We start from the raw sequence: 12,759 nt of genomic DNA, 5'->3' as shown, positions 1-12,759 counted from the left end.
AGGGACGGGGTGACGGCTGTTCACTATTGCTACCTCGGTTATCGGGGAGTTTGGAATTAACCTGTCGTTGCTTTGAGAGCCGTTCCCATGCAGTTATCACTAAAACAAAAATTAATTGGGGCATGCTTATCTGCTGTATTGCTGATGGCCGCCTTTCTCACCTGGCTTGCTGTAAGCCAAATTCAAGCCCAAACCCAGTCGAGCATCTATAGCCGCGTCAGTGGTATCGCCGATGCGGCGACCGAATCGATCAGCGGTTGGGTGCAAATCCGTGCTGATATCACCAGTGCCTTTACCGATTACACCAGCAGTAGCCATCGTGTGAGCTATTTACAGCAAGCACGTGAGGCCGGTGGGTTTGACGATATCTATTATGGTACTCCCCAAGGCGCCATGTATCGCTCGCGCCCAGAGCGCAACCGCGATGATTATGACCCTCGCGCCCGCCCGTGGTACAAGCAAGCGGTGAGCGCGGGTAGCCCGATTATTACCACCGCATACAGTGATGCGATTACTGGTGCGATGTTGGTGACCTTGGCCGAGCCGGTGCGTCGTAATGGCGAATTAATCGGTGTGGTGGGCGCAGATGTGTTGATTGACCAGCTGATCCGTGACGTGACCCAATTAAAAGTGGGCAAAAATGCGAACGCGATGCTGCTAGGTGCTGATGGCACTTTTCTCGCTCACAAAGACAAAGCGCGCCTGCTAAAGCCGTATCGCAGCCTGTCTCCTGAGCTGAATGAAAACCGCGTGCGTCAGGCGTTGGCACAGCAATCGCTAGTAGAATTGCCTGTCGATGGGGTTGATAAACTGTTTTATTTTGCCTCGGTTCCTAACACCGATTGGGTACTGGCGATTGAGCTGGATAAGCGCACCGAATACGCCAGCCAGCGTGATACCTTGTTCGACCTAATGCTAACCGCGGTGGTGATCACTTTGTTGGTGGCCGGTGCCGTGACGTGGTTGATGCACGTGTTGTTCCGTGACTTGCTCAATGTATCCGCCGCGCTAGAAGAAATAGCCTCCGGTGAAGGAGACTTAACCCAGCGCCTTGAGCCACACAGCAATGATGAAATTGGTAAGCTCGCCAATAACTTCAACCGTTTTGTCGGCAACATGCACACCATGGTGTCGCATTTGCGCCAGCTGTCTGGCTCGCTCAAGCAACAAGCCGAGCTAACCGCAGCACAAGCAGAAGAGCGCTCCACCCGGATTGGTCATCAGCAAGATGAAATCAATATGGTGGCGACCGCTATCCATGAAATGGCCTCGGCGACCCAAGATATTGCCGGTAATGCCGATAACACCGCGCGCACCGCCCAAGAGACCGAAAGCGTCGCCAATGATGGCGGCCAGCAAGTGGAGCAAAGTAAGCACTCGATCACCGAGCTTGCCCGTGAAGTGGAAGCGGCGACCGGTGTGATTGGTGAGCTGGATCAGCATGCGCACAGCATTACCAGCATCTTGTCGACCATTCAAGAAGTGGCTGAGCAAACCAATCTGCTGGCATTGAATGCCGCGATTGAAGCCGCACGCGCCGGAGAGCATGGCCGTGGCTTTGCGGTGGTAGCCGATGAGGTACGGATATTGAGCCAGCGTACCCATGCCTCAACCACCGAAATTCAGCAAATGATTGATACCTTGCAGCAGGCAACCGGTCGCGCGGTGACCATGATGCAAGATAGCCAGCAACGTGCGCATGCCAGTGTGGAAGATGCGAGCGCGGCGAACGAAAGCTTGAGCCAGATTGTCGCGGCGGTGAGCCAAATTAGCGATATGGCCACCCAAATTGCTTCGGCAGCGGAAGAGCAATCGAGCGTCACCGCGGAGATCACCCGTAACTCAGAGGGCATTCGCGATGTGTCCAATGAGCTATCGACCGAAGCGGATGAAGCCGCGCGTCAAGCCGCGACGTTATCCGAGCTTTCTCATAGCCTCGAGCAAGAGATCAGCCGCTTTAAGCTGTAGCCCATAAACGACGTAAACGCCGGGCATGGCAGCGCGCTGTGCTCGGCGTTTTTTTGTTCACGCGTTTGACGTCAGCATCTTGGGGGCGGGGAGCGGTGTAGTGTGATGGTGGCGATCGGCTTCGTAGCTCTCCATAAAGTGGACAAGAAAATGGTCCAGCTGCGTGGCGGCGTTCACGTCGCCTTGGCTTCGTAGTAATGCACTCACCGCTTCACTGGTACACAGGTGTCCCGGTGGCTGGTTGCGCCTGAGCGTATATTGCGAGTCGGCTGTCGACGGCAAACTGACCCGTGGCAGACCATTGAGCCACGGGCTTTTATTGAGCATTTTTCGCGCCTGCTGCCAAGTGGCATCCAGCACCACAAACTGTAACGGCGCGCGAGGTGCATTGGTGGCGGCTAATGCCTCTGCGCAAGAAGCTGAACTATCCGTGCAAGAAACTAACCTATCCGCGCAAGAGATAGACCGAACCGCGTCAGCGAACAGTCTATCGGCGGGGACGGCATCGTCACTGGGAAACAACAACCAAGGTGACACATCACCGCGCGCCCAGCTGTCGAGCAAGGCTTGCGGTGGTTGTTTGCGTTGCCAAATCTCTATCTGAGTGTGGGGCAGCGCCGCTTTAACCAGTTTGCCGGTGTTGGATTGGCGCGCCGCTTCGTTTTCGTGCATCACCAGCACGCATTGCAATTGGCTTTCCAGCGGCCAATAGCAGTGACAGATACAGTGATAGGTAAAACCGCATTGGATGCAGGGCGAACGGGCCATCAGACTCTCCTCAAGGTGTCAGGTTGCTATTTTGCGCAAGTCCGACAAGGAATGCGAGCCCGCGTGCCACGGGCGCTCGTGTCTACGTTATTCTTCGCCTAATACCGCCCCTTGTTGGGTGGCATAGATGCCATCGGCAAATAATGCCGTGTCTGAGCTATCCGGTTTGGGCGCGCGAGGTGCAGTGCTGGGGTTGAGTGGATAACGTTGCCCATCAAATCGCATCACATGGTGGCCGGCCGGCGCACCACCGCCACCGACTGGCACGACCAAATCATGCCAGCCCTGGCTTTGGCTGCGTGCTAATAAAAGGGGCACATGCACCAGTGTCATGCGGCTATTAAACTGCCAGCCTTGCGCCTCGCCTTTAAACACCAATAAGGTGCAGCCGCCACTGCCACAGCTGTCGGTCAAGACCAATAGCTCAGCTTGCCCGTCTTGATTGAGGTCGTGGGTAAGCCAGCGATAAGTGAGAGGGCCGGTTTGGCCATTATCGCTAAGGTAGTCTTTGAGTGCTTTCTCAACGCGCGGGTTTTTCTCGGCGCTGCCTTTCATGCCGGTTTGGTTTGATACGTTCACGGCATCCCCGACTTTGAGCCTCAGCGTTAAGCCGTCGTGACCTAATGAGTAGGTGTTGCCATTAAAGGTTTCCTCGGAGGCGGAGAGGGTAAACCCGTTACGTGTATATATGCGCTCAGACACCACCATTTGCTCGCCACTGCGGGTGGTGAGTACCTGGACTTGGTTATCCCCGACTGGCTGCCAAATCCCGGTTTCTTTGGTCACCGCTTCCCCTTGTGGGTGGTAGCTGGTGATGGCGCTATGATCGGGCAGCAACGTCAGTTTGGTGGTCAGTGTCGGTTGGCCGGGCGACTGGCTGGTACCTTGGTATTCTCCCGCCCAATGCTGACTGGTATCCACGGAAGGTAAGATCGCACACCCTTGGTAAGTGCCTTTCGCCGTTTTTAAGCGTGCTTGCCAGCCATAGAGGGTGTTGGCGCTTTGTTGGCAGCCTTGGGCGCTAAGCGTTAAAGCGGCTTGTTGAGCACGGAATTGTGCCTGCTCTTGGCTCATGCTTTGTCCGCTGAGCGGGCGCTCTTGTGAGTCTTGCTCGCTTTCCCATGCCAGATGCCCTTGGCCGACAGCGGCTGACCAGGTGGTAGGGGTCTGGCCTTCCGCCAACAAGGTATTACGCGGTTGTGCGCATCCCTCTAATTCGCTGGTGAGCATATTTAAGCGGGTCATGGTCACCGCAGCAGGGTAGTCGGCACTGTACCCGCGGCGTGACACAGGTGTGAAATAGCCCTCAAACTCACTGTATACCGGACCGGACTGCTGCGATAAGGTCGCGCGTTGGTCAGCGGTTAAATCAAGCCAGTACTGTTTTTGACTGCCGCACGGCGTGAAGCTGGCCGTTTCTGGGCTGACAGAGATGCGGCCGGTTTGCATAAAAGGTTGCGGCGTGTGAACCAAGCCGGTTGAAACCTTGTCGCTACGATGGCCCAGTTCTACCGGACCAGAGGTGCTACCGCACCCGGCGAGGGCAAGCAAACTCATCGAGGTGATGATAAGGGGACGAAGAGATGGCACGAAAAACTCCTTGTACTGAGCGAGGGTAGGCAGGCTTGCGCCCTGAATGCAGGCAGGGCAAGATTGCCGCCACCATCCGATTAAGAGCAAGCTAGCATGAGTTATTGGTTATTTAAAACAGAGCCAGATACCTTTTCGATAGACACACTAAAGCAGCAAAAGGTTTCATGCTGGGAAGGGGTGCGCAATTATCAAGCGCGTAATATGCTGCGTGATGAGGTCAAAGTGGGCGATGAGGTGCTGATTTATCATTCCTCGTGCAAACAAGTGGGTGTCGCCGGTGTGGCGACCGTGGTCCGCGCTTGTTATCCCGATCATACCCAATTTGAGCCAGATAGCGGCTACTTTGATCCGAAAGCCACACCTGAAACCCCACGTTGGTTTATGGTGGATGTGGAATATCAGCGTCATGTGCCGTTAATTGCACTGGCAGAGATGAAGCAAAATCCGGCGCTGGCCGAGATGCCGTTAGTGAAAAAAGGTAACCGACTGAGTGTGATGCCGGTTACCGCAGCGCAATGGCAGGCGATCCTGGCGATGGCGGGGGAATAGTGCATCGCCATCAGGCGCCTGTTGGCTCACGGTGTGAGCCAGGTCGCTTATAAAAGTGAGTCTAATAGGTGCGCTTTCAAATAGCGCGCCACCGCTTCATCAGCATGACTACCAATAATGGCTTTATCTGAGAGGGTGGCCTTGACGCGCGCTTGTGCGGTGGCCATTACCAAGCCTTGTCCGGCGGCACGTAGCATTTCGACATCGTTCATGCCATCGCCAAACGCGATACAGTCCGCCAAGTTGAGCTGATGACGACGCGCCACTTCCTCTAACGCGGCGCCTTTGGACACCCCATTGCCCATTACTTCCAGGCAGAATGGCGTCGAAAATGCCACGCTGATGTTCTCGCCATACTGCGACAAAAACTGATGCTCGTATTTGAGTAGATGGTCGTGATCGTGGCGAATAAAGAAAATCTTCGCGATGTTATCGACCGGTGGGTTGTTCACATCAAACTCCTGGGCGTTAAAGCCAGAGTCTTTATGATAGCGGGCGAGCTCTTCATCCATTTTGCTCAGCAGCCAGTCATTATCGCGGTAGAGGTGAATGGTGACGGTCGGATCCTGCTTCACCTCGTTAATCAGGTTGGCAACAATCTCAGGGTCAACATTGTGTTGGAATACCAAGTTGTCATCACTGTCATGTACGCGTGCGCCATTGGAGGTGATCATGTATGCAGGAATGCCAACGGTTTCACGAATGCTCGCTACGTCAACATGATGACGACCCGTGGCAAACACAAAATGGATGCCTTGCTGGTGCAGTTGTTCCAACACCTGTTTGGTATAGGGCGCGATACTGTGCTCGGGGGTGAGCAGGGTACCATCGAGATCGGAAGCGACGAGTTTGTACATCATGTCCTCATTAGTTAGGCGATCACAATCACAGTATGTTTGAGTCTACTGCAACTGACGACGGTGAAAAAGGGAACCCTCTCACTGAGCGATTTCCGCTTTTAGTGTTGGCTCTGACGTTGAAAAAAATCATCGATGGCCGTGAACGCTGCCAGCCGATGTGTATCGGTTTCAAACAAGATTTCATGTCGTGAGCCTTGAAAAAACTGCCATTGACTCGGCTGATTGGCTTGCCGGCGTAAAAAATGGAACTCGGCCATCGCGGGATTAGACACAATCTGCTCGCCGCCAGCTTGGCAAATGAGTGTCGGAGTGGCCAATTGGGGGGCGATGGCTAAGCAGTGCTGGGCTGCGGCCATTCCCTCGGCAATCCAGCGAGCGCTAGGCCCGCCGATCTGCAGTTGAGGTTGGTTGATGTAGAGCTGACGAAACCAGGCATACCGTGCGCGAGAATGGGTCAGGCGGTTTTGCTCAAACGGCACATGACGATAACCAACTTGTCCGGGCCCAAACCGTGGTGGATGCTGATAGCGCGCCAGCGAACGACACAACCAAGGCGCGATACGTCCAAGCCACGGGCTGACGTGCACGCCAAACATCGGCGCGGTCATTGCAAGCCCGTCTATCGCGTGGGGAAATCGATGCGCATAGAGTGCGGCGATGGCCCCGCCCATAGAGTGGGCGAGCATAAAGGTATGGTCGTACTGTCGGTGCGCCCCGATAAACTGCATGAAGGTCGCCAGATCAGTGACATAGTCGTCAAAGCGTTCGACATGACCCAGATCGCGCGGTTTGATCACGAGCCGCTCGGACAAACCTTGGCCGCGGTGATCAAAGCTGTAAACGTCATAGCCCATCTGAACGAGGTCATAAAAGATCTCTTGATACTTCATCACGCTTTCAATGCGGCCATTGACCACCACGACCGCTTGCCTATTCTGCGGACGGGTAAAGCTGCACCAGTGTAAACGTAGCCCTCCTTCCCCGTGGAAGTAGCCTTGTTCACGCTGTTGCCAAAAAGGTGTTATGTGGTGCTTAAATGCGTCGCTCAGCACTGCTTCACGGGCGAGAGAGTGCGCGTCAAAAGCCGGCTGATCCTTACTGTCGGCGAGATCTGTCATCTTGGTTTACCATCACTGAGATAGGTTTACTATAACCGTCTTAAAGGATGGATGAAAATGACACTTATGGGAAAAGCGCCGCGCCAAAAAGAAAAGGCAAGCGCGAGCGCTTGCCTTAACACCGAATAACGATACGTTACTGGTTGAAGTTGTAGTAGGTTTCTGCACCAGGGCCAACGGGCAGACCGAGCACGAAAACCCATACGTAGAATAGAATGCTCCATCCCACCATAAAGATCATCGAATAAGGCAACATGGTGGCAATCAAGGTGCCTATGCCAAGGTTTTTCACATAGCGACACGCCACCGCCAGAATCAGCCCGAAGTAACTCATCATCGGGGTAATGATGTTGGTCACTGAATCGCCAATCCGGTAGGCTGATTGAATCGTCTCTGGGGCATAACCGACCAGCATCAACATAGGTACAAAGATGGGGGCGGTGATGGCCCACTGCGCCGATGCCGAGCCGACCGAGAGGTTAATCAGGCCACACATCAAGATGAAGGCAAAGAATAATGCTGGCCCTGTTAAACCGATGGTTTGCAAAAAGTCAGCGCCGCCGACCGCAATCACTTGGCCAAAATTGGTCCATTTAAAGAACGCCACAAATTGCGCCGCGAAAAACACCAGCACGATATACATGCCCATGGCGCTCATCGACTTAGACATCGAATCAATCACGTCGCGATCGTTATTGATGGTGCCGACGGTACGGCCAAACACAATACCGGGAACGGCAAAGAACACCATAATAAAGGCAACAATGCCTTTCAAAAACGGCGAGCCTGCCACTTCATTGGTCTCGGGGTGACGCAGTGGTCCCCACTCTGGGACGATGGTGAGCGCTAAAATGCCGCTGACAATCAGCACCGCAATCCCGGCATTACGAAGACCGCGTTTCTCGTCATCATTAAGCTTGCTCGCGGAGGCGGCGGCGACATCTTCAGAGGCTTGGTCGTGGTCATACTGGCCCAGCTTAGGCTCGACAATCTTATCGGTGATCCACGCACCAACAATCGCGATGAAGAAGGTAGAAACGAACATAAAGTACCAGTTCATTTCGGGCCCAACGATGTAGTCTGGGTCAATCATTTGCGCGGCTGACTCGGTGATCCCCGACAGCAAGGGGTCGACAGTTCCCAACAACAAGTTAGCAGAGTAACCACCTGATACCCCGGCAAACGCTGCGGCAAGCCCGGCTAATGGATGACGGCCTAATGAATGGAAGATCATCGCGGCAAGCGGGATTAAAACCACGTAACCGAGCTCTGAAGCCGTATTCGAGATAATACCGGCAAAGACAATGGTAAAGGTGACGGTACGGCGCGACGCGCCCATTACCAGGCCGCGCATGGAGGCTGACAGCAGTCCTGAATGTTCTGCGACCGACACACCGAGCATGGCCACCAGCACGGTGCCGAGTGGGGCAAAGCCGGTAAAGTTTTTCACCAAGTTGGTGACGATCATTTGCAAACCTTCGGCGTTGAGCAGGCTTTGCACATAAATCATGCCATCTGCCGCACGTCCTTTTGCGCCCTCTGGGCGAGGATCGGCGACAGACACATCAAAGTAGCCAGCGACACCCGAGGCGATCAGGATAGCGACACAGAAAATCGCGAATAAGGTCACTGGATGAGGGAGCAGGTTGCCGAGCCACTCGACGGTATCGAGAAAGCGCGTAAACAGTGTGCGCTTGTGCGGCCCACCTTGTTGCTCTGTGGTACTTGAGTGCATGGGGTTGGTCTCCTTCGTTGTACTGCATTTCCCGTCTATGGGAAAAGGAGGCCGAATGTTAATTGTTTTTTAACTTAAATAGCAAGATTAAAAGCTAGTTAGTGAGCGTAAACCTCGATCTACGTGCTGCTAATAAGGCAAAAAAGAAACATATTTGACTGGATAATGACTTTAACGGACATCATTTGACGCGAAGTTGGCGTATGATGGATGCGTGCTCGATCCGGTCACTGGTTAAAAGTGTTAACAAATGCAACAGACTGAAACACAGACACATATTGATTACCTCGACATATTGCGTGTCCTCGCTGCCTTTTTCGTGGTGGCGATTCATGTACTCGGCCCGTATCGGTTTCAAATTGGTGATATTGCGCTGAGTGATTGGGTGGTCGCGGTAGGGCTAAACAGTGCAAGTCGCTGGGCGGTGCCGATTTTTATTATGGTTTCGGGCTTACTGCTGCTCTCGTCGACGCGGCCTTTCCGCTTGCGCCATTTTATCCGTCGCCGCGTGGTTAAGGTGGTGGTGCCCTTTCTGGTGTGGTCGTTCGCGTTTGCGTGTCTGTCTGGACTGACGCCGGATGGTTTTTCGTGGCAGACCGTCACCCAAACATTGGGCGCGGCCCCTCAGCATGAAACTTATTATCACCTTGGCTTTTTCTACTATTACATCCCGTTGTTGCTGTGGGTGCCATTGCTACGCCCGTTAATGCCACGCTTACCGTCATGGTCAGTGGCTTTTATCGGATTAGCATGGATAAGCTTAACGGCTTGGTATTTAACCGGCGCGCATGGCTGGTGGCGGAATGATTTTATCCTCTATGGCGGCTACTTATGGTTAGGCTATTGGCTACACCAAGCGCCACGTGCGTTGTTACTGTGGTGGGCGCTGGGCTTACTGGCTTTGGGTATGACCGAGTATCACGTGTTAACCACCAGTGTTGCGCATCAGCGTTATATCACTGAGGGTTGGTTATCGTATACCACGATCAACACGGTGCTGATTAGTGCGGCACTTTTCCTTGCCGTCAAACATTGGCGAGCGAATAAAGCGACACCATCGTGGGTTGCAACCCTGAGTCGTTATAGCCTGGGGATCTACTTGATTCACCCCGTGTTTCTTTGGCCCGTCAGGGCTTACTGGCCCACTTTATCGCCCGCTCTGGTTTGGATCCCCTTGCTGACGTTATATGCCTTTGCGGGGGCGGCGCTGACCACTGCTGTATTGCAACGATATCGCGCCACCGCGTGGTTGGTGCCATAAATGATGACACTTTTGACGACAACGGCGGTCATAACTGATTGAATATAGGATGACAGGATCAGATCGCAATCATGAAGCCTGATGCCCCTAAATGGTATAAAAACCACCATACTCATAAAATGGGAGCTGGTAAGGAGAGAGACCATGGATGACGTCGCAGTCGTGATTAAACACAGTAAGCGCCTAGAAGGCTTGCTGCGTGAGCACTATCACGCCGAAGGGAAGGGGCTCCATCAGCTCATCGACAGTAGCCAAAAACGCCTGCCGCATGATGTGATCAAAAAACTGCGCTTTGTCGCCACTATTCGTAACAAGGTCGTTCATGAAGAGGGTTACGAAGTGGACGATATACGTGAATTTATATCGGTGAGTAAGTATTGTGAGTCAGAATTAGTACCGCGAAGCAACCGATTGATTTGGCGGCTTGCCGCGGGGCTTATCCTGCTGTTTACCGCGGGGGCAATTGGTTTTTACGCGCAAGTGTGGCCGCAATGGAGTGGCTAGCTAACCACAATAATCGGTTGTCACCCCACGGTTAACGTTACGATTTTTTTAAACTGGATCTTGTTCTCATCAAGGGACGCTGGACATCTCCGCCAGCCAGCCTAGACTTGGCGTTCTTGTCTTGAAAGGAATGATACTCATGTGGAGCTGGTTCGCTGTCTGTTGTTCTGGACTGCTGCATATCTCCGCAGCCTACCGGGGCCCACGTTGGCAGTTTTATCTTTTTAAACCGCTGACTATTGTGATGCTCATGGCGATAGTGGGCACTCACATTAGCGTCTCTCATTATGCGCAATGGGTCTTCGTCGCGCTATTGCTCTCTGTGGTGGGCGATGTCTTTTTAATGCTCCCCAAAGACAGGTTTGTGCAGGGGTTAACCAGTTTTTTACTCGCACACCTGGTCTATATCTTCGCGTTTTGGGCGCAATTTGACGGCCATATGGTATGGTGGCTGCCCGCCATGTTGTCTGGCCTGGGCATTATCGTCTTTCTTTTACTGCTCCCAAACTTAGGGCAGCTCGCGCTGCCTGTGGCCGTGTATATTGCCGTGATCACCCAGATGGTATGGGCGGCCGGTGAATACTGGCTCAATACTCACTCCCCCGCGGCGGCACTCGCACTGGCCGGTGCTATCTGTTTTATGGTGTCAGATACCGTGCTGGCGTTTGCGCGTTTTAAGGGCGAATTTCGTGCGGCACAAGCGATGGTGATGTCGAGCTATTTTTTAGCGCAAGCACTGATCAGTGCCTCGGTAGTGATCGCCCAAGGAGGGTGAGATGGAAAAAGTCTATCAAGCGATGAACACCTTGGAGGCGCACAGCTTAAAAGGCCTGTTATCCAGCCATCGTATTGATTGTGTATTGAAAGGCGAAGCGCTGAGTGCGGCAGTGGGCGAGTTACCCACTGATGTGCAAGGCGTAACCTTATGGGTTGCCCCAGAAAATGTCGCTCAAGCAAGGCAATTACTGCAGGCGTATGAAGCGCAAAGCGAGACACACTGGGTATGCCAGCACTGTGGAGAAGAGAACGCCGGCAGTTTTGAACTATGCTGGCAATGCCAGCATAGTCGCGAATGACACTTACATCATATGCTTGCGGCGAATATCGAGCAGCGCAAAAATCCCAAAAATCAGGATTGACCATTTTTCCCAGCGCGTCATGGTAATTTTGTCGCCAAATGCTCCCAAGAAAATCAGCATTTGTAGCCCATGCATCACCAACAAAAAGCCGGTCATGATATAGAGCGCCATGGCGGCCACCCCTGGAAACGGGTGAACGATGTTGGCCAGTAAGACGATCCAAACAAAGGCGATGGCGGCTTTGGCGAGTAGAATTAGTCCTTTCATAGTGTGTCTCTTACGTTTGGTCGTTGAAATATAGACGGAAGTTGACTTGTCCTGCACGTTTTTCACGATGACAGTGCCAGTTTCCTGGTACGTGATAGTCATCCAGCTCACTTTCCGCTTCAACGTAAATACATGCCCCAGGTGCGAGCCATCCGTTGTTTGCGAGCGCAGCCAAGGTGTCGTTAAGCAACCCTTGATGAAACGGGGGATCGACAAAGACCACATCGAATGGGCCGTTTTGCGGTGGCGCGGCGAGTAGAGTCAGTGCATCTGTGCTATCTACTTGCGCATTCTCTGCGCCAAGCTGATCGAGGTTATCTCGAAGTTGTTTGGCCGCTACGGGGTTTTTTTCGCAAAACTGCGTCCAAGTCGCGCCACGAGAGAGCGCCTCAAAGCCCAGTCCACCACTGCCCGCAAATACATCCAAGCAGCGCGCTCCCGGAAGATGGGGCGCCAGCCAATTAAATACGGTTTCTTTCACCCGGTCGGTAGTGGGGCGTAACCCCTGTGCGTCTTGCACGACAAGCTTACGGCCACGCCAGCGGCCAGCAATGATACGAACAGCTCCAGCCCCACGGGAAGCGTGAGCTGATGAAGATTTGCGGTTGGCGCGTTTAACCATAGATTTTTTGACCGTAAAGAAGGTGATAGACTATGCCGATTCGGTATTGAGCCGCTGATTGTATCAAGCATGCTTTAGGATTTGCCAATGGCAGAAAAAAAGAAACGTGGATTTATGTCATGGTTGGGTCTGGGTCGGAAAAAAGACCAGACACAGCCTGAACCAGAACAAGCGTCACCAACGACTGCGCCAGACGTGGCGGAAGAGACGGCAGAGTCAACCACATCGGTAGAAACATCGATTGATGAGGCGAACTCGCAACAACCGCAAGAAACCCTTGCATCTGATAGCGAAAGCGAAGTCAATACCGTGCCAGAGCCAGAGCCAGAGCCAGAGCCAGAGCCAGAGCCAGAGCCAGAGCCAGAGCCAGAGCCAGAGCCAGAGCCAGAGCCAGAGCCAGAGCCAGAGCCAGAGCCAGAGCCAGAGCCAGAGCCA

The 12,759-nt window shown here is 53.4% G+C and carries 13 protein-coding genes and 1 pseudogene; 7 read left to right on the top strand and 7 right to left on the bottom strand.

Going from position 1 to position 12,759, the window contains the following annotated elements; translation table 11 throughout:
- Window positions 1-87: 87 nt before the first annotated feature.
- Window positions 88-1,968 (top strand): methyl-accepting chemotaxis protein, encoded by a 1,881-nt coding sequence (locus EHW58_RS14865; protein WP_152797221.1) that lies wholly within the window; start codon window positions 88-90, stop codon window positions 1,966-1,968.
- 57 nt (window positions 1,969-2,025) lie between these two features.
- Here EHW58_RS14865 and EHW58_RS14860 read toward each other — a convergent pair whose 3' ends face one another.
- On the bottom strand, window positions 2,026-2,736 hold the full coding sequence (locus EHW58_RS14860) for a tRNA-uridine aminocarboxypropyltransferase (protein ID WP_152797219.1): 711 nt from the start codon (window positions 2,734-2,736) through the stop codon (window positions 2,026-2,028).
- A gap of 87 nt (window positions 2,737-2,823) precedes the next feature.
- Complete coding sequence (locus EHW58_RS14855; RefSeq protein WP_152797217.1) at window positions 2,824-4,326, bottom strand: hypothetical protein; 1,503 nt, start codon at window positions 4,324-4,326, stop codon at window positions 2,824-2,826.
- Between the two features lie 96 nt (window positions 4,327-4,422).
- Here EHW58_RS14855 and EHW58_RS14850 point away from each other — a divergent pair, with 96 nt between their 5' ends.
- Window positions 4,423-4,878, top strand: a complete 456-nt coding sequence (locus EHW58_RS14850; protein WP_046074568.1) for an EVE domain-containing protein — start codon at window positions 4,423-4,425, stop codon at window positions 4,876-4,878.
- Between the two features lie 47 nt (window positions 4,879-4,925).
- Here the strand turns inward: EHW58_RS14850 and EHW58_RS14845 are convergent, their stop codons facing one another.
- The 3 genes from EHW58_RS14845 to EHW58_RS14835 all read right to left on the bottom strand — a co-directional run bounded on the left by EHW58_RS14845 (window position 4,926) and on the right by EHW58_RS14835 (window position 8,591).
- Window positions 4,926-5,735 (bottom strand): Cof-type HAD-IIB family hydrolase, encoded by an 810-nt coding sequence (locus EHW58_RS14845; RefSeq protein ID WP_152797246.1) that lies wholly within the window; start codon window positions 5,733-5,735, stop codon window positions 4,926-4,928.
- Window positions 5,736-5,836: 101 nt separating this feature from the next.
- Window positions 5,837-6,856, bottom strand: coding sequence for an alpha/beta fold hydrolase (locus EHW58_RS14840; protein WP_052708049.1), 1,020 nt, complete (start codon window positions 6,854-6,856; stop codon window positions 5,837-5,839).
- 136 nt (window positions 6,857-6,992) lie between these two features.
- Window positions 6,993-8,591: an AbgT family transporter gene (locus tag EHW58_RS14835; protein WP_046074566.1), complete on the bottom strand. Its 1,599-nt coding sequence runs from the start codon at window positions 8,589-8,591 to the stop codon at window positions 6,993-6,995.
- Window positions 8,592-8,841: 250 nt separating this feature from the next.
- Here EHW58_RS14835 and EHW58_RS14830 point away from each other — a divergent pair, with 250 nt between their 5' ends.
- From EHW58_RS14830 to EHW58_RS14815, 4 genes are all read left to right on the top strand, one after another.
- Window positions 8,842-9,852, top strand: coding sequence for an acyltransferase (locus EHW58_RS14830; RefSeq protein ID WP_152797215.1), 1,011 nt, complete (start codon window positions 8,842-8,844; stop codon window positions 9,850-9,852).
- 144 nt (window positions 9,853-9,996) lie between these two features.
- Window positions 9,997-10,356: a DUF4145 domain-containing protein gene (locus EHW58_RS14825; RefSeq protein ID WP_046074564.1), complete on the top strand. Its 360-nt coding sequence runs from the start codon at window positions 9,997-9,999 to the stop codon at window positions 10,354-10,356.
- Between the two features lie 139 nt (window positions 10,357-10,495).
- Complete coding sequence (locus EHW58_RS14820) at window positions 10,496-11,131, top strand: lysoplasmalogenase (protein ID WP_046074563.1); 636 nt, start codon at window positions 10,496-10,498, stop codon at window positions 11,129-11,131.
- A gap of 1 nt (window position 11,132) precedes the next feature.
- Window positions 11,133-11,432 carry a DUF2007 domain-containing protein gene (locus EHW58_RS14815; protein ID WP_152797213.1) on the top strand — a complete coding sequence of 100 codons (300 nt, stop codon included), beginning with the start codon at window positions 11,133-11,135 and terminating at the stop codon, window positions 11,430-11,432.
- 3 nt (window positions 11,433-11,435) lie between these two features.
- On the opposite strand, the gene EHW58_RS14810 is transcribed toward EHW58_RS14815, so the two are convergent.
- Entirely contained in the window at window positions 11,436-11,702 is a 267-nt protein-coding gene (locus EHW58_RS14810; protein ID WP_046074561.1) for a DUF1145 domain-containing protein, read from the bottom strand.
- Between the two features lie 10 nt (window positions 11,703-11,712).
- Window positions 11,713-12,324 (bottom strand): 16S rRNA (guanine(966)-N(2))-methyltransferase RsmD, encoded by a 612-nt coding sequence (gene rsmD, locus EHW58_RS14805; protein WP_077606772.1) that lies wholly within the window; start codon window positions 12,322-12,324, stop codon window positions 11,713-11,715.
- 87 nt (window positions 12,325-12,411) lie between these two features.
- Between rsmD and EHW58_RS15720 the strand changes: the two are divergent.
- Window positions 12,412-12,759, top strand: a pseudogene (locus EHW58_RS15720) (hypothetical protein); the annotation flags it as partial.

This window comes from Salinivibrio sp. VYel1, assembly GCF_009377945.1.
In the GTDB taxonomy this organism is placed as follows: domain Bacteria; phylum Pseudomonadota; class Gammaproteobacteria; order Enterobacterales; family Vibrionaceae; genus Salinivibrio; species Salinivibrio siamensis.
This window is presented reverse-complemented; position numbering and strand designations above follow the sequence as displayed.

What these genes read in the sequence shown, in the direction of transcription:
- EHW58_RS14835 (WP_046074566.1), bottom strand. Translation starts at nt 8,591, where the DNA reads ATGCACTCAAGTACCACAGAGCAACAAGGTGGGCCGCACAAGCGCACA.
- EHW58_RS14865 (WP_152797221.1), top strand. Translation starts at nt 88, where the DNA reads ATGCAGTTATCACTAAAACAAAAATTAATTGGGGCATGCTTATCTGCT.
- EHW58_RS14825 (WP_046074564.1), top strand. Translation starts at nt 9,997, where the DNA reads ATGGATGACGTCGCAGTCGTGATTAAACACAGTAAGCGCCTAGAAGGC.
- EHW58_RS14815 (WP_152797213.1), top strand. Translation starts at nt 11,133, where the DNA reads ATGGAAAAAGTCTATCAAGCGATGAACACCTTGGAGGCGCACAGCTTA.
- EHW58_RS14830 (WP_152797215.1), top strand. Translation starts at nt 8,842, where the DNA reads ATGCAACAGACTGAAACACAGACACATATTGATTACCTCGACATATTG.
- EHW58_RS14845 (WP_152797246.1), bottom strand. Translation starts at nt 5,735, where the DNA reads ATGTACAAACTCGTCGCTTCCGATCTCGATGGTACCCTGCTCACCCCC.
- EHW58_RS14850 (WP_046074568.1), top strand. Translation starts at nt 4,423, where the DNA reads ATGAGTTATTGGTTATTTAAAACAGAGCCAGATACCTTTTCGATAGAC.
- rsmD (WP_077606772.1), bottom strand. Translation starts at nt 12,324, where the DNA reads ATGGTTAAACGCGCCAACCGCAAATCTTCATCAGCTCACGCTTCCCGT.
- EHW58_RS14820 (WP_046074563.1), top strand. Translation starts at nt 10,496, where the DNA reads ATGTGGAGCTGGTTCGCTGTCTGTTGTTCTGGACTGCTGCATATCTCC.
- EHW58_RS14860 (WP_152797219.1), bottom strand. Translation starts at nt 2,736, where the DNA reads ATGGCCCGTTCGCCCTGCATCCAATGCGGTTTTACCTATCACTGTATC.
- EHW58_RS14810 (WP_046074561.1), bottom strand. Translation starts at nt 11,702, where the DNA reads ATGAAAGGACTAATTCTACTCGCCAAAGCCGCCATCGCCTTTGTTTGG.
- EHW58_RS14840 (WP_052708049.1), bottom strand. Translation starts at nt 6,856, where the DNA reads ATGACAGATCTCGCCGACAGTAAGGATCAGCCGGCTTTTGACGCGCAC.